Annotated in this window: 20 protein-coding genes and 1 riboswitch; of the genes, 17 read left to right on the plus strand and 3 right to left on the minus strand. The window is 36.7% G+C overall.

All coding sequences use genetic code 11. The annotated features are described in order from the left end of the window. Positions 1-110: 110 nt before the first annotated feature. The 13 genes from ACS3UD_RS04865 (at position 111) to ACS3UD_RS04925 (ending at position 14,536) form a co-directional block, all read left to right on the plus strand. Positions 111-1,565 carry an FAD-dependent oxidoreductase gene (locus tag ACS3UD_RS04865; RefSeq protein ID WP_308137549.1) on the plus strand — a complete coding sequence of 485 codons (1,455 nt, stop codon included), beginning with the start codon at positions 111-113 and terminating at the stop codon, positions 1,563-1,565. Next, on the plus strand, positions 1,558-2,442 hold the full coding sequence (locus tag ACS3UD_RS04870) for a tocopherol cyclase family protein (protein ID WP_308137547.1): 885 nt from the start codon (positions 1,558-1,560) through the stop codon (positions 2,440-2,442). Before ACS3UD_RS04865 ends, ACS3UD_RS04870 begins: the two co-directional genes overlap by 8 nt. 168 nt (positions 2,443-2,610) lie before the next feature. Then, positions 2,611-3,705: a PfkB family carbohydrate kinase gene (locus ACS3UD_RS04875; protein WP_308137545.1), complete on the plus strand. Its 1,095-nt coding sequence runs from the start codon at positions 2,611-2,613 to the stop codon at positions 3,703-3,705. Then, entirely contained in the window at positions 3,699-4,616 is a 918-nt protein-coding gene (locus ACS3UD_RS04880; RefSeq protein WP_308137544.1) for a pseudouridine-5'-phosphate glycosidase, read from the plus strand. The genes ACS3UD_RS04875 and ACS3UD_RS04880 overlap by 7 nt, the downstream gene beginning before the upstream one ends. A gap of 333 nt (positions 4,617-4,949) precedes the next feature. Further along, positions 4,950-5,513, plus strand: a complete 564-nt coding sequence (locus tag ACS3UD_RS04885) for an RNA polymerase sigma factor (RefSeq protein WP_308137543.1) — start codon at positions 4,950-4,952, stop codon at positions 5,511-5,513. Further along, positions 5,500-5,988 (plus strand): hypothetical protein, encoded by a 489-nt coding sequence (locus tag ACS3UD_RS04890; RefSeq protein ID WP_308137542.1) that lies wholly within the window; start codon positions 5,500-5,502, stop codon positions 5,986-5,988. The genes ACS3UD_RS04885 and ACS3UD_RS04890 overlap by 14 nt, the downstream gene beginning before the upstream one ends. Next, positions 5,981-6,760: a hypothetical protein gene (locus tag ACS3UD_RS04895; protein ID WP_308137541.1), complete on the plus strand. Its 780-nt coding sequence runs from the start codon at positions 5,981-5,983 to the stop codon at positions 6,758-6,760. The genes ACS3UD_RS04890 and ACS3UD_RS04895 overlap by 8 nt, the downstream gene beginning before the upstream one ends. Further along, a complete protein-coding gene (locus tag ACS3UD_RS04900; protein ID WP_308137540.1) occupies positions 6,753-7,631 on the plus strand; it encodes a LiaI-LiaF-like domain-containing protein in 879 nt (292 codons plus the stop codon). Before ACS3UD_RS04895 ends, ACS3UD_RS04900 begins: the two co-directional genes overlap by 8 nt. A gap of 103 nt (positions 7,632-7,734) precedes the next feature. Then, positions 7,735-8,364 (plus strand): DNA-3-methyladenine glycosylase family protein, encoded by a 630-nt coding sequence (locus ACS3UD_RS04905; RefSeq protein ID WP_308137539.1) that lies wholly within the window; start codon positions 7,735-7,737, stop codon positions 8,362-8,364. 63 nt (positions 8,365-8,427) lie between these two features. After that, complete coding sequence (locus ACS3UD_RS04910) at positions 8,428-8,883, plus strand: methylated-DNA--[protein]-cysteine S-methyltransferase (RefSeq protein WP_308137538.1); 456 nt, start codon at positions 8,428-8,430, stop codon at positions 8,881-8,883. 320 nt (positions 8,884-9,203) lie between these two features. Continuing rightward, on the plus strand, positions 9,204-9,398 hold the full coding sequence (locus ACS3UD_RS04915; RefSeq protein ID WP_308137537.1) for a hypothetical protein: 195 nt from the start codon (positions 9,204-9,206) through the stop codon (positions 9,396-9,398). A 129-nt stretch (positions 9,399-9,527) separates the two neighbouring features. Beyond that, positions 9,528-13,880, plus strand: coding sequence for a DNA polymerase III subunit alpha (gene polC, locus ACS3UD_RS04920; RefSeq protein ID WP_308137536.1), 4,353 nt, complete (start codon positions 9,528-9,530; stop codon positions 13,878-13,880). 149 nt (positions 13,881-14,029) lie between these two features. Next, positions 14,030-14,536: a hypothetical protein gene (locus tag ACS3UD_RS04925; protein ID WP_308137535.1), complete on the plus strand. Its 507-nt coding sequence runs from the start codon at positions 14,030-14,032 to the stop codon at positions 14,534-14,536. 139 nt (positions 14,537-14,675) lie between these two features. Here ACS3UD_RS04925 and ACS3UD_RS04930 read toward each other — a convergent pair whose 3' ends face one another. Together ACS3UD_RS04930 and ACS3UD_RS04935 are read right to left on the minus strand one after the other, a co-directional pair. Continuing rightward, positions 14,676-15,455: a LysM peptidoglycan-binding domain-containing protein gene (locus ACS3UD_RS04930; protein ID WP_308137534.1), complete on the minus strand. Its 780-nt coding sequence runs from the start codon at positions 15,453-15,455 to the stop codon at positions 14,676-14,678. Further along, positions 15,455-15,580, minus strand: a riboswitch (cyclic di-AMP (ydaO/yuaA leader). It overlaps the preceding gene by 1 nt. Before the next feature lie 187 nt (positions 15,581-15,767). After that, positions 15,768-16,430 (minus strand): DUF6143 family protein, encoded by a 663-nt coding sequence (locus ACS3UD_RS04935; protein WP_308137533.1) that lies wholly within the window; start codon positions 16,428-16,430, stop codon positions 15,768-15,770. Between the two features lie 173 nt (positions 16,431-16,603). Here ACS3UD_RS04935 and ACS3UD_RS04940 point away from each other — a divergent pair, with 173 nt between their 5' ends. Further along, the gene (locus tag ACS3UD_RS04940) at positions 16,604-17,227 is read left to right on the plus strand and encodes an FMN-binding protein (RefSeq protein ID WP_308137532.1); all 624 of its coding nucleotides are present in this window, start codon (positions 16,604-16,606) and stop codon (positions 17,225-17,227) included. An 86-nt stretch (positions 17,228-17,313) separates the two neighbouring features. Here ACS3UD_RS04940 and ACS3UD_RS04945 read toward each other — a convergent pair whose 3' ends face one another. Continuing rightward, positions 17,314-18,978 (minus strand): flavin monoamine oxidase family protein, encoded by a 1,665-nt coding sequence (locus tag ACS3UD_RS04945; RefSeq protein ID WP_308137531.1) that lies wholly within the window; start codon positions 18,976-18,978, stop codon positions 17,314-17,316. Between the two features lie 156 nt (positions 18,979-19,134). Between ACS3UD_RS04945 and ACS3UD_RS04950 the strand changes: the two genes are divergently transcribed. From ACS3UD_RS04950 to ACS3UD_RS04960, 3 genes are all read left to right on the plus strand, one after another. Next, complete coding sequence (locus tag ACS3UD_RS04950) at positions 19,135-19,716, plus strand: DUF3841 domain-containing protein (protein WP_308137530.1); 582 nt, start codon at positions 19,135-19,137, stop codon at positions 19,714-19,716. Positions 19,717-19,915: 199 nt separating this feature from the next. Beyond that, a complete protein-coding gene (locus ACS3UD_RS04955; protein ID WP_308137529.1) occupies positions 19,916-21,274 on the plus strand; it encodes a uracil-xanthine permease family protein in 1,359 nt (452 codons plus the stop codon). Between the two features lie 429 nt (positions 21,275-21,703). Further along, the gene (locus ACS3UD_RS04960; RefSeq protein ID WP_308137528.1) at positions 21,704-23,185 is read left to right on the plus strand and encodes a sodium-dependent transporter; all 1,482 of its coding nucleotides are present in this window, start codon (positions 21,704-21,706) and stop codon (positions 23,183-23,185) included. Positions 23,186-23,192: the final 7 nt, after the last annotated feature.

The raw sequence follows: 23,192 nt of genomic DNA on the forward strand, positions 1-23,192 counted from the left end.
GCTGTAAATAGAATAACTGTTAAATAAAACTCTCTTATTAAAAATTAAATAAACTAAGGCTTCGTTTATAATTTCTATTTTTGCATAACCTATTTGAGAGGTGAAATAAAATGGAATCAATTTGGATTAAAACGTCCAGTCAGCCGGATTGCGGTACATTGCATGGAGATTATTCAACTGAAGCAGCGGTAATAGGTGGAGGCTTGGCTGGAATATTAACAGGATATTTTTTGCAGCAGAATAACGTGAAGACTATTATAATAGAAGCCGATGAAATCGGGCATGGTCAGACGAAAAATACTACTGCAAAGATAACATCGCAGCATAACTTAATTTACAATAAGCTATTGGAGAACTTCGGAAAAAAGAAAGCAGAACAATATGCAATGGCAAACCAGCAGGCTATTGACCAGTATCGTTATATAGTTTCAAAAGAAGCCGGAGACTGCTTTTTTGAAGAGCTGCCTGCTTACTTGTATTCAACAAATCGTCAAGATATTCCAGTGCTTGAGAAGGAAGTACGGGCGGCAGAAAGGCTTGGCATCCTTTCGATGTTTACTGAAAATACCACCCTACCGTTTGAAGTAGCAGGTGCAGTGAAATTTTCTAATCAGGCGCAGTTCCATCCTTTAAGGTTTTTGGAGGCTATTTCTAAAAATCTTACGGTTTTTGAACACACAATGGCAGAGAAGGTAGAAGGCAATCGTATTTTAACTGACAAAGGAATCATTACGGCAAAACATATTATTTTTGCTACTCATTTTCCTTTTATTAATGCACCTGGTTATTATTTTGCAAGAATGCATCAGGGGCGCAGTTACGTGCTTGCTGTTGAGGGAGTCCCCAAAATTGATGGAATGTATCTTGGTGTAGAAGACACAGGATTATCCTTCAGAAGTTTTAATAACGTGCTTCTTCTAGGCGGAGGCAGTCACCGTACAGGAGAAAATTCCGCCGGAGGGAAATATAAAACTCTACGAGAAAAAGCATCAGAATTTTATCCCAAAGGCATAGAAATAGGTCATTGGTCTGCACAGGATTGCATGACTTTAGATGGCATACCATATATAGGACAGTTTTCTCATTCAACTCCCAATTGGTATGTTGCTACTGGGTTCGGTAAATGGGGTATGACTGGCAGCATGGTTTCTGCCATGATAATTTCTGATTTAATTAAGGGAAGAGAAAATTCATATAGTGAGCTGTTTTCACCTTTGCGTTTCACGCCCTCATCTTCTGTAAAAAATTTAACTTCAAATCTAGGTCAGGCTGTAAAAGGAATATCAAGGCAGGCGCTTTTTATTTCAGCTACAGATTTAGATGATTTGCCTGTCGGGCATGGAGGGATAATTAAAAAGGAAGGAGAAAACATAGGGGTGTATAAGGATGAAAATGGAAGAATCTATGCTGTTTCAACAAGATGCCCACACCTTGGATGCCAATTGGAATGGAATCCAGATGAAAAAAGCTGGGACTGTCCATGCCACGGCTCTAGATTTGATTATAAAGGCAATATTTTAGATAATCCAGCACAAATAAATTTAGAGACATCTAAATATGAATAACTCTTTAAATAAAAGGCAAAAAGGTTATTTCGAAGGATGGTATTTTAAGCAGCAGGATATGGATCATACAGTTGCATTTATTCCTGCTTTTCATACAGACAATAAAGGTTATCCTGCGGCATCACTGCAGATAATTACTGATAATTTTACATATAATTTTAATTTTCCTGCTCAGATGCTACACGTAAACAGAAAAAAATTTATTATTGAGCTTGGAGAAAATATTTTTTCTAAATATGGATGTAAAATTAATTTGGAGTCAAAAGAATGTTCGGCACATGGAAACATATGTTTCGGACCATTGTTACCACCTGCCTATGATATAATGGGCCCGTTTTGCTTTGTACCTTTTATGGAGTGTCGTCACAGCGTATTCAGCGTTTACCATAGGGTGGACGGTGAAGTTTTAATAAATGGCAGGAATTATTATTTTGAAAATGCAGCGGGGTATATTGAAGGAGACAGAGGACACTCTTTTCCAAAAGGTTATATCTGGACGCAATGCTCTTGGAACGAAAACAGTATAATGATTTCTGTAGCTGAAATTCCATTTGGTCTCTTTAAGTTTGTGGGGTCCATAGGAATTATACTTTTTAACGGAAAAGAGTATCGCATAGCTACATACTGTGGAGCTAAGGTTATAAAAATCAGCAACAACTTCATTAGTTTGAGACAGGGATCTCTTATATTGGAAATAAAGCTTTTGTATGGCAAGAGTTTTTTGCTTAATGCACCTCAGTCAGGAATTATGACAAGAAAGGTAAGAGAAAGTGCAGCATGCCGCGTAAGATATACGTGCTATTCGGACAATGAAGTACTTTTTGATTTTGTAAGCGATAGAGCAAGTTTTGAAAATAATTGGCAGGGTGCACGGTAATGGCAATAAGCTTCATGGAGACTATATGGCTCTTTTGGAGCTTTTTTATTAATTAAAAAAGAGATATATGCTAACTTCTAAAAAGTTAATTGAAAAAAATATTTATATGCGTTAATATAATGTAAGCAATAGCTTATAAATTAAGCAAATATGAGTTCGGAGGAATTAATGACTAACAGAGAACAGGAAATATTTGATTTAATAAAAAAAAATCCAATGATTTCTCAAAATGAAATAGGAGAATTACTTGGAATAACCAGATCATCTGTTGCGGTGCACATAACGAATCTTATTAAAAAGGGAAAAATACTTGGAAAGGGATACGTTGTAAAGGAAAATCCATATGTCACAGTAATCGGCGGTGTCAATATTGATATACATGGCATCCCTAAAAACAGGTTGATTCCTGCGGACTCAAATATAGGGATTGTTAAAATGTCACTTGGTGGAGTTGGCAGAAATATAGGTGAAAATCTTGTAAGACTAGGTATAGATACAAAGCTTATAAGTGTGCTGGGAGATGATATCTACGGAAGCAAAATACTTGAAGAATCAGCTGATATGGGGTTGGACATGAAAGACTGTCTCATCCTGAAGGGCGAAAGCACGTCTACCTATCTTGCAGTTCTTGATGAAACTCATGATATGTCTGTAGCCATATCCAGTATGGACATATATGAAAGAATGACAGTTGAATTTATTAAAGAAAAAAAACATGTCATTGATAATTCTGAACTTTGTGTTTTGGATACTAATGTTCCTCTGAATGTTATTGAATATCTTTTAAGCAACCATAGAAATACAGATTTTTTTCTAGATACAGTGTCTACTGCGAAGGCTAAAAAAGTTAAGAATTTATTGGGGAGTATTCATACTCTAAAGACAAACAGAATCGAAGCCGAAGCTGTGACGGGAATTGAAATTAACTGTGAAGACGGATTGAAAAGAAATTTCGAATACCTTTTAAGCAAAGGGATTAAAAGGGTTTTTATTACGTTTGGGAAAAAGGGCGTATTCTACAGTGACGGATCTGAGATGAAGCGTGTGGCTGCAAATCACATAAATCCTGTTAATACCACAGGAGCAGGTGATGCTTTTATGGCGGCATTAGTTTATTCTCATATTAATAATAAAAATATAAATGAAAGTGCAGCAATAGCTACAGCTGCATCAGTAATCGCACTTTCTCACGAGAACACCATAAACCCGAACATGTCTGTAGAAAGTATAAATTCAAAAGTGAAGGAGCTTAAATTATGTTAGAAAAATATTTGGAAATTAACCCTGAAGTGAAGGAAGCAATAGAAAAAGGAAAGCCTGTAGTAGCACTTGAATCAACGATTATATCCCATGGTATGCCTTATCCCAGAAATGTGGAAACAGCTTTGAATGTTGAAAAGATAATAAGGGACAAAAACGCAGTACCTGCAACTATTGCAATTTTAAACGGGAAACTAAAAGCAGGGCTTACAAAGGATGAAATTGAATATCTGGGTAAAGCAGAGAGTGTTATTAAAACGTCAAGGAGAGATATACCGTTTATTGTTTCAAAGAAGTTAGACGGTGCCACAACAGTTGCTTCTACTATGATTATTGCTGAGCTTGCAGGAATAAGGGTGTTTGCAACCGGAGGAATAGGTGGAGTTCACAGAGGCGCATCTGAAACATTTGACATTTCTGCAGATTTGGAAGAACTTGCTCGTACAAATGTTGCTGTTGTTTGTGCAGGTGCTAAGTCTATTCTTGATATTGGTTTGACATTGGAATACCTTGAGACACGCGGAGTGCCTGTTGCAGGGTACAGAACAACGGAAATGCCGGCTTTTTATACAAGTAAAAGCGGATTCAGTGTAGATTACAGAGTAGAAACCGCAGAGGAAATAGCACGTGCTTTAAAAGCTAAGTGGAAATTAGGCCTCAAAGGTGGAATGGTTATTGCAAATCCTATCGAAGAAGAATATCAAATGAATTATGATATAATTACCGATGCCATTGAAAATGCTCTTAAAGATGCTGAGAAGAGGGGCATAAGAGGTAAGGAATCTACACCGTTTCTCTTGGCGAAAGTAAAGGAAATAACCGGAGGAGAAAGTCTGGAGTCAAACATAAAACTAGTATACAACAATGCACGCCTGGGAGCAGATATTGCAGTTGAGCTTTCTAGGCTGTCTTAAAATAAAAAAATTTTTAAGTAAAATTCAAAGTCGCTGTGATGTGGAATAATAACAAATTTATATTTTCCTGTGATAGTAAGTCAGTACCGCAGTCAATCAAAAGCAAACATAAGAAAAGATAAATATGCTATATACAGAATTTGTTGAAGATGTTTACAGACATAAAGAGCAAGGGCGTTCCGAAATTCGGAGGCTTTGCTCTTTCTTATTTATAATCTGAAATTATTAGTTACTATTTTTTAATGTGATGTAGTTTTTATAATTTTTTTAAAAAATATGCAGTAGTTTATATTTGCATTACGTTATAATGAGTGTAGAGAAAGGAGGGGAGGTATGGAAAGTGAAAAACTGCTGATAAAAGAATCTATTCAAGGCAGCGATCAGGCTTTTGCAGAAATAGTCCATAATTACAAAAATTATGTTTTTGCTATTGTACTTAATTTTATAAAAGACTACGGAGAAGCAGAGAATGTTGCCCAGGAAGTGTTCCTGCAAATCTATACCGCTCTTCCTTCATATAGCAGCGAAAATTTTAAAGGATGGATTGGAAAAATAGCGGCAAACAAGTCAATTGACTGGATACGTAAAAAGAAATCAAAGTTTAATGAAAAGGTGATTGAGGATGCAGGAAATATAATTGACATGAAAGATATTCAATCAAAAGATAATCCGGAATCGTTTATAATTGACAATGAAAGAAAAGAACTGCTGATTAAAGCTTTGAGCAGTATACCGGAAATTTACAGAACTGCAGTGGAAAAATTTTATTTTGAGGAAAAGTCTTATGAAGAAATTGCTCTAGAAGAAAATGCACCTGTTAAAACCATAGCTTCGAGGCTGTATAGGGCAAAATTATTATTAAAAGAAAAATGGAGGGAAGAAAATGAAGCATTATGACTATATTGAATGGCTTTTGTACAAAAATAATATGCTGCCTGAAGGAAAAGCTAAAGAAATGGAACAGCATTTATACAGATGTGATACATGCATGGAAATTTTTCTGTCCCTTATTGATGAAAATGAAGAAAAACATGCTGCTGAGCTTATTCCTGATAATTTTGAAGCAGAGGTAATGAAAAGCCTGAAGAAGCCTGAGAATTTAAAACCAAAAATTAAAAATATAAAAAACCAATTTAATTATCAGTTTGTTTATTACGCTGCAGTGGCATCGGTAACGATAATATTAACTTTTACAGGTTTTTATACGAGACTTGTGGATGCAGTGCCAAAGCTTTCGGCTTCAGTGCAGACCGCAGGCGGTAAAAGCAACATTGTTGCTCAACTTTCTGACAGCATAGTCAGTACAACATCCGGCCTTATAGCCGGAATCGAAAATAATCACAGAAATAATGGAGGGATAAATAATGAATGATAAAAGCAAGCTAATAGCGTTTATATTATCGGTTATACCGGGACTGGCACATTTGTATATAGGGTTGAAGGAACGGGCAATAATATTTTTTACTTTGTTTGTTGTCGGAGTTACAGGAGGTATAGGGCTTTCAATATTGACATATGCGAATTTTTTTCTGCTGCTGACGGTTATAGGATATCTCGTTTTGTGGCTTATCTCTTTGATTGACATGTTCTCCGCATGGAAAAGTATCGAAATGAGGAAATTGTACAATGTTTCTAATAATTCTGCCGAGAGTCAATTTATTCCTAATAAAAAGCTTAATAAGAAAAGCATATCTCTTGCATTGGCTGTAATACCAGGAGCAGGCCACATGTACCTTGGGTATCAAAAAAAAGGTTTGATAATAATGGGAGCATTCTTCTTTTCCATATATTTTATGGGATGGCTGGGAATTTCTTTGTTGTTGTTTTTGCTTCCTCTCATATGGTTTTACAGTTTATTTGACACAATGCATATAGTTGATGATTCAATTGAGGAATCAGAGGATAAATTTTTGCATTTCCCTGATATAAGGCCTGAATGGAAAGGGATTACTCTCATAGCGATTGGGTTGATTATTATAGTTGAAAAAATACTTTACCCTTTAATGGATTATTATATTATCAGATATATACAGACCACAGTAGTATCTTTGATATTTATCATAGCCGGTATTTGCATGCTGGCTAAAGGCAGGAAAAATAACAGTAAAGAAGAGAACTCAAATGGGGAGAATGAAAATGATTAGAATTAAAAGAGTTGGGAATATTTCTATGGGATTGGTTCTGATAGCTTTTGGCGCGGCTTTGTTTATGTCGCAGTTCAGCAATTTTTCTGCTTTGAAGGCTGCCAGGCTAATGTGGCCTGCTATACTTATATTGCTGGGAGCGGAAATATTGTGGTGCAGGTATGCTTCCAAGGAAGAAGAATCCGTGATAAAGTATGATTTGTTCAGCATATTTATTGTTCTGATTATTTTGTTTGCAAATATGGCTTTGTATGCTGCTGAAGAAACGGGAGTGATGGACAGGATGCAACGCATGTTCCTAAGTGAATATTACAGCATGGATGTGATGCTTAACGAATATGTCACAGACGATAGTATAAACAAAATAATTATTGATGATACAAATAACATTGTTGTAAGAGCTTCCGATGATAACAAGATAAGCGGCATTTCAGATATTAGCATATATGCAGCAAGCAAGAAAGAAGCGGAAGAGCTGTCATCATCTGAGCACGTCAGTTATAGAAGAAATGGAGATACTTTATATATTTATCCTGTAAGCTGTACAGATAGCAGATATAATTATTCAAGTCATAATAATATTGAGATATTTATTCCTAAAAATATAGATGTGGAAGTTGTGAACTGTGGAAATTTGGATTTGATATATGAAAATTTCGGCAATGAATGGACGTTGGATTCAGTTAGAAATGTAAATATAAGGCTTGATAAGCCTTCAAATGTAAAGGTTAACGCGTTTGTTGAATCTACAGATGAACTACGAGGAAACGCAAGCTGGCTTCTTAAAGAATCCGGAAAATATGTAAATGGTGAAGGTTCAAATGCAATTAATATTCTGAACAGTGGAAATATAACGGTAAATGAAGTATAGTTGATATGGTTAATTTTAAATTAATATCCAAAAATTGAATATACAGAATTGAGAAGAAAATCATCTCGCATTATGATATAATTGTTGTGCTGGAGGTGATTTTTTGTATTTTGAATACGGAATCGCAGAAATAGAGCACCTGAAAAATCGTGACAAGCTTCTGGGAGAGGCAATTGATAAAATAGGACATATTGAGCGTTCGGTAGACACAGATATTTTTTCTTCGGTTGTATATCATATAATCGGGCAGCAGATTTCCACAAAGGCTCATGCCACAGTATGGCAGAGATTTGTTGACAGGATCGGTAATGTGAATGAAAATACTATGCATAGTATTGATATAAACGAGTTGCAAAAACTTGGGACAACTTTTAAAAAAGCCGGATATATAAAAGATTTTGCGGAAAAGGTAAGGAATAATGAATTTGATATAGACAAGCTGAAGGAGCTTTCGGATTCAGAGGTAATTAATAAATTGTCCAGCTTGAAGGGAATAGGGGTATGGACTGCAGAAATGATAATGATATTTAGCATGAGGCGGCCTGATATAGTGAGCTTCGGGGACCTTGCAATCCACAGGGGAATGAGAATGCTGTATCATCAGGAAAGCATAGACAGAAAAAAATTTGAGAAATATGCAAAGAGATACTCTCCGTTCGGTACTGTGGCAAGCCTTTATCTATGGGCAATAGCAGGTGGGGCCGTGCCTGAAATGAGAGATTATGCACCTTAAAATAACATGGCATTATAAGAAAAAGACAGGTGTCGCCTGCAGAATACAGAAGGGAGCAACAAAATGATAAAATATGCTTACTACGATTTTGAATTTGGTACACTTAAAATCGGTTACACAGATAATAAAATTGTTTATTTAAAAAGATGCAAACAAATTGACGGGAAAAATGAGAAATCGGCTCTTTCAGATGCGGTTTTTGAGCAGGTAATACAATATTTAGAAGGCAAACGTACAAGCTTTGATTTTGATTACGAGCTTTACGGAACAGAATTTCAAAAAAAGGTATGGGAGTCTCTTTGCAGAATACCGTATGGCGAAACACGTACATATAAACAGGTAGCTGAGGATGTAGGAAGTCCAAAAGCATGCCGTGCAGTAGGATTGGCAAATAACAGAAATCCTGTTACAATTGTTGTTCCGTGCCACAGGGTAATAGGTTCAGACGGAAGTTTGACTGGATATGCAGGTGGCATAGAAATGAAGCAAGCCTTGTTAGAAATTGAACAAAAAGTTTAAATACATAGCTTATGCTGCCAACATGACCCGCAGCTGCCTCAGGATTCTGTAATTATTAATAAATGCGCAGGCTGCGATAAAAGCTTCCGTTCTTTATATGACGGGATTAAAATCGTCTCTCTTTGGGAAGTGCTGGATGTATATAATTAAATATTAAATCGGTATATTGACTGCCATTAATGTTTTTGGAGCAGACGGTATTTTCGGTTACATATAAATGCTGTCTTGACTTTACAATATTAATTATTGATTTTGAAACCTACATAATGTAAAATAAAATTATATTAGAATTAAATGTCAACATTTATGAGGAAGGTTTTATGTACGGTAAAGTGACACTTATGCAGGCAATCAGAAGAAAATGTCTGGAATGCAGTAACGGGCAGTATAATGAAATCCGAGGTTGCTTAATTAAATCCTGTCCGCTGTATTCATTCAGAACAGGGGAAAGAAATTCAAAAAAAGAGGAAGTTACAGAGGAACAAATAACAATGGACTCGTTCATAGAAAAATAATCAAGGCCAGTTCTCGTCCGAGGACTTTTTTGATTATATCTGACGTTTTAATAGGATATGATATTTTTAAAATTATCGTATCAAATGAAAAAAGGTTAATAAGGTTTAAATTTTCAGAGAAGGATTGATATGAAAAAAATAAAGGAAGTTTTCAATGATTATAAAGCAGGTGACAATATTATTGATGCAGAAATTGAAGCTGTCATACTGAGTAAAAAAACAAAGTCATTGGAACTTAAAATAAAATCAGATAAACGCATAGATGCAAAAGAAATAAACCAACTGAATGAATTTATAAAAAGTAGATTTTGCTTGGATGATTCTTCAATAAATATAAATTATGCATGCAATATTGGCGGTAAATCCATACACGAAGAGTTGGGCAGTATAGTTAACATGCTTTCCAATGCTTATCCTGCATTGAAATCCTCACTCAAATGCTGTGATTACAAAATAGATGGTAATATCATAAGCTTTGAGTTCAATCTTGCCGTATCGGATATTCTTATTTCAAAAGGATACGACAAAACAGTAAGTGAATATATAAGAAAACACTTCGGTGAAGCATATCAAGTGAATTTTTCAGATAAGAAAAACTGTGAGGATTTCAGCAGGCAAAATGAGGATGCTCTTGCAAAAGAAATTCAGCTTATTCAGGATAAAATTCCGGAAGTACAAAAAAAGAAAATTGCTCCCGCGGGAATTTACAAGGAAGCAGCGGTCAGTAAAAAAGTTTTTTCGGAAGGTGAAAGCAAAAAAGCTAAGGATAAGTCCCTGATTCTTGGAAGAAATGCCAATATAAAAGATACTATTATTAAGATTACAGATATAACGCCCAATGAAGGTCGTGTATGCATACAGGGAGAAATTTCTAATATAGAGTCAAAAGAACTGAGAAGTGGAAAGTTTTTGATTTCTTTTGACCTCTATGACGGTACAAGCTCAATGACATGCAAATGCTTTTGTAAGCCTGGCGAAGATAAAGATGTTTTATCAAGACTTAAAGATGCAAAAGGCGTAAGGATAGCAGGAAATTCTGGATACAGTACATTTTCTGGGGAAGTTGAGCTGGTAGCAAATACAATTATCGAGACAGAAGGTACAAAGAGAGAAGAAAGAATGGACAACTCAAAATCTAAAAGAGTTGAGCTTCACATGCATACTCAGATGAGCCAGATGGATGCCATGACCGGTGCTACTGATTTAATTAAAAGGGCAATGAGTTGGGGAATGAAGTCTATTGCCATAACTGACCACGGAGTTGTTCAGTCATTTCCGGAAGCACATAAGCTTTTGGGAAGAGATAACAAGGATATGAAAGTGATATATGGTGTAGAGGCATATCTCGCACCTGATAAAAAGCCGTCGGTTACAGCTTCAAAAGGGCAGAGCATTGATTGCACATACTGCGTGCTTGATTTGGAAACGACTGGTTTTTCACCATTAACGGAAAAGATTACGGAAATAGGAATTGCTAAAATACAAGGTGGAAAGCTAATAGATGAATTTAGTTGCTTTGTAAATCCATGCAAGCCGATTCCTGCCAGGGTTACGGAAATTACCAATATAACAGATGATATGGTGAGAGATGCGGAAACAATTGATCTGGTATTTCCTAAGGTTTTGGATTTTATAGATGGATGTGTACTGGTTGCTCATAATGCAGAGTTTGATATTAATTTTTTGCGCCACAATGCTCAAGAACTGGGTCATGAATTTAATTTTACTTATATTGATACTTTATCGCTTGCAAAGGAGCTTTTTCCCAACTATAAGACATATAAGCTTGGGAGAATTGCCAAAAATCTAGGCATAAAGGTTGAAGTGGCTCACAGGGCACTTGATGATGTTTACACAACGGTCAAAATTTTTAATGTCATGGTAGATATGTTGAAACAACGTAATGTTGAAAAACTGGATGACATTGAAATATACGCTTCCGATGAGACGGCAATGAAGGAATCTTATAAGAAGCTTAACACATACCACGCCATAATACTGGCAAAGAATTATACCGGACTTAAAAATCTCTACAAACTAGTGTCCTATTCTCATTTGGATTATTTTTATAAAAAGCCAAGGATATTAAAAAGTATGTATAAAAAATATTCCGAAGGCTTGATTTTGGGCAGTGCCTGCAGCGAAGGAGAGTTGTATAAGGCAATTCTGCTTGGCAGGCCTGATTATGAAATTGAAAAAATTGCAGTAGAATATGATTATCTTGAGATACAGCCTCTTGGAAACAATGATTACCTTATCAGGCAGGAGCAGGTTCCAGATAAGGAATACCTGATGAACATAAACAGAAAAATAGTTCATCTTGGAGAAAAACTGAACAAGCCTGTTGTTGCCACCGGCGATGTTCATTTTCTTGATCCGGAGGACGAGATATACAGGCGAATCCTTGAAGCTGGACAGGGTTTCAAGGATGCTGACAGCCAGGCTCCGCTATACCTAAAAACAACGGAGGAAATGCTAAGGGAATTTAGTTATCTGGGAGAAGAAAAGGCATACGAGGTTGTAGTGACCAATACAAATAAAATTGCCAATATGTGTGATCAGATAAGCCCTATCTCTTCAGAAAAGGCTACACCGCATATTGACGGCTGTGAGCAGACTATTAAGGATATAGCATATGGTAGGGCTCATGAGTTATACGGTGATCCGCTGCCGGAAATCATTCAGAGCAGATTGGACAGAGAGCTGGAATCAATTATAAGCAACGGGTTTTCAGTAATGTATATCATTGCACAAAAGCTTGTGTGGAAATCCAACGAGGACGGTTACCTTGTAGGTTCAAGGGGATCGGTAGGTTCATCACTTGTTGCGTACATGACGGGTATTACGGAGGTTAACGCCCTTCCGCCACACTACAGATGCCCAAGCTGCAAGCATTCGGATTTTAATGATTATGGATGCCTCAACGGCTTTGACCTTCCTGACAAAGATTGCCCAGTGTGCGGAACAAAGCTAGAAAAGGATGGCATGGATATACCGTTTGAAACATTCTTGGGATTTAACGGAGATAAGGAACCTGATATAGACCTTAATTTTTCTGGTGAATATCAAGCGAAAGCACACAAGTATACCGAGGTTATTTTTGGAAAAGGTACAACCTTCAAAGCAGGTACCATAGGTACAATTGCTGAAAAAACAGCTTTCGGTTATGTTAAGAAATATTTTGAGGAAAAAGATGTTCATGTTAACAAGGCTGAAATAGCAAGAATTTCAAAAGGATGCACAGGCATAAAAAGAACCACCGGCCAGCATCCGGGAGGAATAATAGTTGTTCCTAAAGGAAGAGAAATTTTTGAGTTCTGCCCCGTTCAGCACCCTGCCGATGATTCAGATTCTGATATTATAACGACACACTTTGATTATCACTCCATAGATCAGAACCTGTTAAAGCTCGACATACTTGGCCATGATGATCCTACCGTAATAAGGATGCTTCAGGACATAACTGGAATAGATCCGAGAAAAATTCCAATGGATGACAAGGAAACCATGTCGCTGTTTTCCTCCACTGAGGCTTTGGGAGTGACTCCAAAGCAGATAAGATCGGAGGTTGGTACTTTCGGAGTTCCGGAATTCGGTACAAGGTTTGTAAGAGGAATGCTCTTAGATACAAAACCTAAAGCTTTTTATGATTTGCTTTGTATATCAGGTTTGTCCCATGGAACTGACGTTTGGGTTGGAAATGCTAAGGATTTGATAGATCAGGGAACCGTTAAGTCTATAGGCGAAGCTGTTTGTACAAGGGATGATATTATGGTATATCTTATAAAGAAGGGGCTTCCTCCAAATATATCTTTTAAAATAATGGAAACTGTCCGAAAGGGAAAATCTTTAAAAGATCCAAAATGGAATGAATATGAGGAGCTTATGCGAGAGCACGAAGTGCCTGAATGGTATATTGAATCATGCAAAAAGATAAAATACATGTTTCCTAAGGCTCATGCCGCTGCATATGTAATGATGGCATTTAGAATTGCATGGTTTAAAGTTCATATACCTGAGGCATACTATGCAGCTTATTTTACGATAAGGGCTAAGGCTTTTGACGCGGAATTCATGATTAACGGCAAAGAAATGCTAAAGGAAAAAATGAAAAGCATTGAAGAGCAGGGGAACGAAGCGGCCAACAGAGATAAAGATATGTATGATGATATGGAGCTGGTTCTTGAAATGTATGAGAGAGGATTGAGGTTTCTTCCAATAGATTTATACAAATCGCATTCAACTAAATTTTTGGTTGAAGAGGAAGGAATACGACCGCCGTTCAACAGCATATCAGGAATGGGCACTGTTGCTGCGGAAGGTATATACGGTGCTGTGCACAATGATGAACCGTTAAAATCAATAGATGATTTAAGAAAACGTGCAAAAATAGGAAAATCTGCCATTGATTTGTTAAGGAAATTTAATTGTCTCACAGGACTGCCTGAAAGCGATCAGCTTAGTTTTTTTGATTTAATATAATATGATTAGGAGCCGCCGGTATAACAACCGGCGGTTTTTTAAAACTATGACTATCAAATAAATAATTGTCACTATATGCAGTTCCTCAAACCGTGAAATATGCATAATATATACTATAATATTTTCTGCGAGGTAAAGGAGCGGATATAGTGAGGAACTACAATAACAAGAACTATATGTTTTATAAATATAAAAAGCCGATATTTAGCTATAGCTATCCATGTGTGGAATATAATATACAGAATGTAAATGAAGTATTTGTCAACACAGAAATCGGGTTTCTTGAATTAAGTATTTTCACGAATAATTGGAACACACCGGTTAAAAATGCGCAAATTACTTTCTATGTAAAGAATGGGGAAGCAGCAGTTCCAATTAAATCCATTATATATGAGTCAGAGCCGATTTTAGTGGAACTTCCGGTTGCTCATATATCGGGAGAATTGATACAAGGCCCGGAATATTTTTTTACACCATATGACATGATGATAGAAAAAGAAGATTATAATAGTATAAATGTATTAAATATACGTATTTTTCCAGGTATAAGAACTCAATTCAATTATAATCTCAACCCTGTTAAGCCAGAAGAACCGTATAAACAGGAAACAATCGCAATTCCTCCTCATCCGAGGGATTTAATTTTGGATAGATAATATCATAAATTATAAAAAGCAGATTTTGCGAGAGACTGAATGATACTGCATCTTTGATTGTGCGGATACATTGAAAGCGCACAGCAATAGGAAAAAATAAAAATGTTCACACTTCAGCAGTGCGAACATTTTATTAAAATTAGTATGCAAAAACCATGTCACCGTAGGTTACTGAAACAGGTTTTGATAAAATCCATTGGTTTGTTGTTGAAGTATCGTAATAAAACAGCGCACCATTGGTGTTGTCAACTCCGCTTAAAGCTTCTTTTGCTGCCTTAAAGCACTCTTCATTTGCAGCTCTGCTGATCCATCCGTTTGCAACCGGAGAAAACTGGTAGTAACCGTTTATTTTTTGATTAATAACTTCACTTATGGTGGGAGCAAATAACCCGCTGTTAATTCTGTTCATTACAACTGCACCGACTGCAACTTTCGCTTCATAGGGCTGACTTTCAGTTTCAGCCATTATCAATCTTGCAAGCAAGTCCAATTCTTCGGCAGTGTAAGAATCTTCATTTTCTGAAGCAGTTTCGTACTGTGTCTGTTCAGCCTGTTGTAATGGTATCTCTAATACTTGTCCCGAATATATGTAATTTGAGTAAATGTTATTTGCTTTTCGTAAGTCAATTAACGAGATATCATATTTTTGAGATATGCTGTAAAGAGTATCTCCTTTTTGTACTGTATGTTTTGCATTTAAAATATCAAGATGCTGGCCTATGTAGAGTTCATATCCTGCAAGATTGTTTGAAACCATTAAATTTGCAACCGTGGTTCCAAATAATTTACTTATTTTGTACAATGAGTCTCCGCTTGCAACGCTGTATGTTTCAGCATGAGCTTCCGCGGGCATACTTACTGACAGACTGATTGCAATACCGGTTGTTAATAGAAATGTTCGAATACTTTTTTTATTCATTTTTATCCTCCTTATGTCTTCCGGGTTAGTTGACGGATTAGGGCTGAGGTACCCTGCCCTGTAAGAGCTTCACCCCGATAAGTAGTCCCCGGTACTCTTCTTTAGAGATTCGACTATGTAAAGTGTAATGAATATTTAACAAAGAATCAATGGAAAGTCCTTGAAGTGTAGGGGATATCAAACAACCAAAGAAATTACTTCATAAAAATATTAAATTAAAAAAGATGAAAAGCATTCAAATAAAAGCACCGGCGTGGTGTTTCACTTCTGACCGGTGTTTTTTAATAAGTATTAATTTTTTCTTAACAGCATTTAGTTTGAAATGGGCTCTTCCCACCATCCGAATGCAACTTTTCCGATTGCAGGAATTGTAGGAGTTGCTGGGTTGGAAAGAAACACCAAAAATGATCCGCCCGGAGGAAAAATAAATTTGCCTTCTTCTTCTGAATTTATGGTTGTTCCTGCTTCTGCCACTCTTCCGTAAGCCCGTATCCCTCCTGAAGGAAAGCCTCTCACACCAACCGCATATTCAACTTTAACGTGTGGTTCCGGCGGCGGCTGTATGGTCATATTCGTAGGAGTTACAGAAGATGATTCTTGAATTATTCCCGGAGGATCGCTGTTGAAATAAATCTGAACCCTGTATCGTGATGACGTTATATCACTTGCCGTCCATACATTTACAAATAAATTTACGCCGGAGTTCGGAGGATTATACAGCCTTGCCCACGCGTTTGTTGCATTACCGAATTCCAAATCTTCTGTCATGCCTGTAAAATACTTTCCTTCAATAGACTTTGCAAGACTGACGGGTATAGAAATGGAATAGTTTAGAGGCAAAGTAATTGCAGATGACTGGAATTCACTTGATGATACCGTGCCACCGGCATTGATCTCAGAAAGATTCGGGAAGGTACTATTATCATAGAAATATGCAGGGCGCCAAGGTTTTTGCATATTAAAAATATTATCCATACTATTTTACCTACCTTTATTGTTTTTATATTATATGTAGCTTATTAATGTATTGTTAATTTGTACGCTTTGAGCCACCCTCATTTCTTTACAATGGGAAAGATTAGATTGTTTACATTTTTTTAAAAAACTGATATAATGAAATTTGTTTGATAATGAATTAGGAGGAAGAAATGAAAAAAGGGTTAATTTTTGCAGTAGTGCTAGTATTATTGTCATGCGCAATATTATTTGTTGGAAATGGAATGACAGGGAACACAGAGACTGCTGCCGGAGGTGAAGCTATACTGACAGGAACAGCAGAGGGATTTGGCGGTGAAGTCAGCGTAACTTTAACAATGAACGGAGATAAAATTGTGGATGTGGCGATAGCAGGAGACAGCGAAACTCAGGGTATAGGTTCAAACGCAATTGAACAGCTTCCGGAAAAAATAGTTGAAGCAAACTCAGCGGAAGTTGAAGCAGTTTCTGGAGCTACGGTTACAAGCAATGCAATAATAGAGGCTGTAAACAATGCTTTAGCAAGTAACACTTCAGCTGGTGGAGCAACATTGACAGGAACAGCAGAAGGATTTGGCGGTGAAGTCAGCGTAACTTTAACAATGGATGGAGATAAAATTGTGGATGTTGCGATAACAGGAGACAGCGAAACTCAGGGTATAGGTTCAAACGCAATTGAACAGCTTCCGGAAAAAATAGTTGAAGCAAACTCAGCAGAAGTTGAAGCTGTTTCAGGAGCCACAGTTACAAGCAATGCAATAATAGAAGCAGTAAACAATGCTTTAGCGTCTAAATAATATAATAAATATTTAGAATAAACTATAATAATTATAATAATAAAAAATGAGAACAACTTAAAATAAGCTGTTCTTTTTTATTATTATTATTTTGCATGCATAGCTACCTGGTTTGCAGCCCATTTACCTGTTTGAAGCGCGCCTTGCATCCAGCCTGACTTTGTTGAGATTTGATCACCTGCGAAAAACAGTTTTCCGTTATATTCCGGAAGCAGCATGTTGTAGGCGAAATTAACCTTTTGACCGGGATATCCGGCTGCAAATGCGCCTCTGAACCACTGTTCATTATTCCAATGAACAGTCTTGCTGCTGTCTATCAGTGTATTGATGTACCCTGGCGGTGTGCCGTGCACCTTTTCTACATCTCCTACAATTAATTCAAAGCGCCTGTGAGGATTTTGATTACTAAGTCTGGTAGAATCAAGTTCAATGTTGTAGGAAGCAGTTAAAACACCGGGATCATGAATGCTGCAGTGTATATTTGTGCAGTCCACGTGATCTGTGGGATACACTATGGATTGAATTACTAAATCTGTAGAGGAAATACCTCCGTTAACCCTGCCATAAGGCGTGTCTTCTTCCCAGAAGCGTTTGTTAAAAAGGCAAATGGTTTTTTGTGCATCAATGTAATTAAGTTCTCGTATTGCCTGCATCTTTTGATTACTGAAATAAGGATTTAATTCCAGTTCCCTCAATATTGGATAGGGGAGAGTGCATATAACAAAGTCAAAAGATTTTGATAATTGTCTACCCATAGGGTCTATGTAGTGAATATTTACGTAATCGTCGGAGGATTGAGAAATACCTTCTACAATATATCCCGGTTTAATGGTAACATTGCCGAGCATGTCGGGATTTAAATCCGCTTCTTTTGGATTAACACTTAAAAGAGATTTTATAAATGATAGAGGCAGATTAACCATGCCGTCACTTATTCTGTAAACGTTGATAAAATCCTGTGAATATGTACCGCTCATGCTCTTGTTGTGACTTATGTTGAGAGTAGCACCTTCGAATGGGTTCACTGCTGTCAAAAGATTTACGAATCCTTCACTGAGTTTAAGCCTTTTAAAAACCTGCCTGTTGCTTAATTTGGTTATTTCAGCATATTTTTCGGAGTAAGAAGGCTGAATTTTTAATATTTCTGATCTTTCATGTGGTGTAAGGCTGTAAAGCATTGTATCTGTTGCATAGCTGTGTAATTCGTTCCATGGAGTGCATCTTTCTTCAGGGTTAAGATCGTATTTGTGATATAAAAACTCCTCTATATTTCTGCCGCTTCTGTCACGTCTCATTCGAATATGATCTGCATAAATAAAATTGTTTGGCAGCAGAGATGTAAGTGATTGGGTATTTAAATTGAATAAGTTTATATAGTGCCAGGTTGTTGCGTGAGAAACAGGGATTCTCATAGGGCCGAGTTCTCCGTAATAATGCTTTGAGTTGTCGAAATAATATGTGTAAACTCTGCCTCCTATTCTTGAAGCTTCAGCATCAAATATGGTAATGCCCGCACCAAGTTTTCTTAGTTCATATGCTGCTGACAGTCCGGACAGGCCTCCTCCTATAATACCTATGCTTATATTGTTCATAGATTTTGGCTCGGCAAATTCAAGTATATCCGGAGGAGGACTGAGTAATTCGACTATATTTTTAAAATCGTCAGTTCTTCCATATCTTTCAAGCGATTTATAAAGTATTTCATTGCGCTGTTCATCAGTAGGATTGTTAAGTATATTATTTACAGACATAAAGATCCCCCTTAATGAATGAAATATACATTCATATATTTACAATACTAAATATATTAAGTTAGCTGAAACTTTATGACATGCTTTACTATAAGTTTCATTTTGATTTATCAAAAAATTACAGTATAATATTTATAGAACATATTAGGAGGGGTTATGGAAAACAATTCTGATAAGGTTACGCTATGGAGCAGACAGCATATTAAAAGTTTGAAAGAATTAGAAAACAATGGAGTAATAAGAATTACGCACAGCCATCTGGAGGAGAAATTCGATGAAATTGCGGGTTATATTATTAATTTGTATAAATGGTTTGTGAGTGCTGCGGAGGAAAGGGTTACCAAACCAGATGACGTTGAGTTTCCAATATGGTGCTCGATAAGCGAGGAAAACATGCTTCGTCCCGTAAAGGACCAGATTGTTTATGTGCTTGAGGTCGACAGGTCTGATATAATATATTTTGACGGACTTAAATGGGACTATGTTTTGAATCACCATTACATACCAAAGGACCAAAAAGATGCCGAGGAATATGCTAAAGAAATGGAACTTAAAGGTTTTGAAAATTCATATTCATTTATAAATGATAGAACGGCGCACTTTTATCCGGCGGAAAAGAAAAGGGTAATGGACAGCTGGTACAGGATTTTTGAAATAGAGAATTGGGACATATTCAGGGTTCAGGCAAACATATGGGAAATAAGGCCTGAAATGATAAAGGAAATTCTGTATAAATAAACAATTATGTGATATTGTTGACTGAAACTGTAAAATTATGTCATTGACTTTTAAGGTATGTCTATGCTATATTATAAAAAAATAATCTTTAACTCGGTACCGTGATGCCGTCAAGATGTAAATATCCCTGTTTTTAATGTGTATAATATAATCCTGGCGGTCGGTGCAGGATTTTTTTATTAAATTTATGGAGGTATTTATGTCTACAAAAAATGAAGTTTTTGGTTACTTGCCGGACGAGCGTCCACCGATTATAGGACTTATATTCTTTGCATTGCAGCAGATAGTTGTAATGTTCCCTGCGACAGTACTGGTTGCACTTATTACAGGATTTCATGTATCAACCACAATATTTGCCAGCGGATTGGCAACATTGGGATTCATATTAGTAACGGGAAAGCAGATTCCGCTTTATTACGGTTCAAGTTTTTCATACATTGCTGCCATTGCTTCAATAATGAGCGCCGAAGCATTCACAGGGTATTCTCTCAATGATAAAATTTCAATAGCTCAATTCGGTATAATAATGTCAGGCTTTGTTTCGATAATAGCTGGATTTATCATAAAACGTTCAGGGAAGGAAACCATAGATAAGGTTCTTCCTGCTACAGTAACAGGAAGTATAGCGATTATAATAGGATTATCTCTCGCAGCTAATGCAATGACTAATGCAGCAGCAATTCCTGCAGGTACTGCAGAGACTCAAATGCTGACGGCAGGCGGACTATCTTGGATTATTGCAATAATAACATTAATGTCTACAATTTTGTTCTCGGTATACTTAAAAGGCAGTTTGAGCCAGCTTCCAATCCTTTTCGGATTACTTACGGGATACATTGCTGCCTTGATAATCGGAGGAGTTACAGGAATTCCTTTTGTATCATTCAATACTATAGAATCTGCAAGCATACTTAACTTGCCGATTTTTACATTTCCAAAGCCTTCTTTGACGGCAGTTGTGGCAATAATGCCAATAGCGATCGCAACAATTCCCGAATCAACGGCTCACGTGTATCAGCTGGATATCTATGTAAATGATCTGGCGAGAAAAAAAGGTGTAAATAAAAAATATGACATAGAAAATAAACTGGGGCTTAATTTGATAGGTGATGGACTTGGAGATATTATATCCGGATTTATAGGAGGTCCTGCCGGAACAAATTACGGTGAAAACATAAGTGCAATGGCGATTTCAAAGAATTTTTCGGTTTATGTTCTCATGCTTGCATCGGTATTTACCATGATAATTTCGTGTTTTACACCTCTTATTAATATTATCTACTCAATACCAACCTGCGTTATAGGAGGACTATCGATTTATCTGTTCGGTGTTATAGCAGCACAGGGAATTACAATTATGATGGATAAGAAGGTTGACATGTTCAGTGCCAGAAATCTTGCTGTAATAGCGGTAATACTGATTGTTGGGCTTGGTGGCAGCTTTGGATTCAACGGAGGAATGATTCCGATGTTTTCAATTGAAATTCCGGCTATTGCAACAGCGGCAATTGTGGGTATACTGCTGAATCTTGTTCTCTCTATAGGTAAGAATGAATAAAATTGTTCTGCAAATCATTGGAAACCAGAGACCTTAATTAGAAAGGTCTCTTTTTTTATTGAAACAAACTCATAAAAAGGACTTATAAATAATATTCTATAATAAAACAAGGAGGGCATATATTTTAATATATTATAACGCATATGTTTCGCTACAATACATAAATTATTTAAAAATTTTATGACACGAAACTAAATTTTTCTAGACAACTGTTTAGTTTTGATATATAATTTATGAGTGTAACGTTTTCCATATTTTGTGTGCGAAGGCGATACAACAAATGAATCAGGCTATAATATTTATAATCAGAGCAAGACCAAAATCAAGAGAGGAGGTGTTTCCAAAAATATTATTATAATTTACAGCTAGATTGGTTATTGGAATTTTGGAGTTGTAGAGGAATCAAGAAAGGGAAAGGAAGGTATAATTATGGAAAAACAAACAAACAACAGAGGCCAGTGGGCAAGTAATATAGGATTTTTAATGGCAGCTGTCGGTTCAGCAGTAGGCCTGGGGAACATATGGGGATTCCCGTACAAAATGGGAGCAAATGGAGGTTTTGCTTTCTTAATTGTTTATATGGTGCTTGTAGCATTTGCTGGTGTTGCAATTATGCTTGGTGAGCTTGCATTAGGTAGAAAAACTGGCTTAGGTGTTATCGGAGCATATCAGGCTCTGTATAAAAAGTTTGCGTGGGTAGGTTGGCTTGGATTTTTATCAGGATTTTTAATTTTATCATTTTACAGTGTTCTAGGCGGCTACACACTTCGTTACGCATTTGGATTTATTATGGAAATTTTCAGCGAAGGTGCAGGCTTTGGCGGCATGGGAAGCGGTGAATTTTTTGGAGCTTTTACTTCTAGCGGTGGGATCAGCATGCTGTTCCACGGTATTTTCATGGCCATTACCGTATCAATAGTTATGGGTGGAATTGAAAGTGGAATTGAAAAATTTACTAAGATAGCAATGCCGGCTTTGCTTGTTATGCTTGTAATAGTAATAATAAGAAGCCTTACACTTGAAGGTGCTTCCACAGGCGTTGCATTTATGTTCGCACCGAACTGGTCAGCTTTTTCTGAGATAGGTTTCATGAGGGTTCTTAAAACAGCGGCTGGTCAGATGTTCTTCTCGTTATCGCTTGGTATGGGTTGTATGATTACTTACGGATCTTATCTAAGCAAGCAGGAAAACCTGGAGAAAAACGCCATTATCGTTCCTGTTGCAGATTCAATCTTCGCTTTGATGGCAGGTCTTGCGGTTATGCCTGCTGTTGGTGCATTTATGTCACAAGGTGTTGAAGGTATCTCATTCGGAGCAGGCCCTGGACTTCTGTTCGTTACTCTTCATCAGGTATTTAGCGTAGGAATGGGAGGATTAATAGGAAATCTGTTTGGATTTGTATTCTATTTCCTTGTATTTATTGCAGCTGTTACGTCAGCTATTTCACTTCTGGAAGTTTGTACTGCGTATTTTGTTGACAAACAAGTTTCTCAGGGAAAAGGCTCAGGACGTAAAAAATTAACAGTAATAGTTGGCGCTATGATATTTGTTGTTGGTATCCCTGTATGTCTTGACGGTCTTGGTGCAGGTGTAGCAGGAGGAGCAATGATTGACATCCCTGCTGTTATGTTTGGTATGGATGAGGTTCGAATGGCATTTGACTGCTGGCTTGACTTCTATGATATGATTGCAGAAGGCGTATTCATGCCTCTTGGAGCTATTATGATGTCTGTAATGATAGGATGGGTACTGGGTACAGATGTTATTAAGGAAGAAGTTGAAGCAACTCCTAATCTTCTTATGAAATCTTATAAATTCTGGGATATTTGCTTTAAGTTCATCGTTCCTATAGCAATTACATTCGTATTAATAGGACAAATAGATGACTTCTTTGGAATTGGAATTTTCTAATTAAAAT

The sequence above is a fragment of the Sedimentibacter sp. LTW-03 genome, assembly GCF_052059825.1.
In the GTDB taxonomy this organism is placed as follows: Bacteria; Bacillota; Clostridia; order Tissierellales; family Sedimentibacteraceae; genus Sedimentibacter.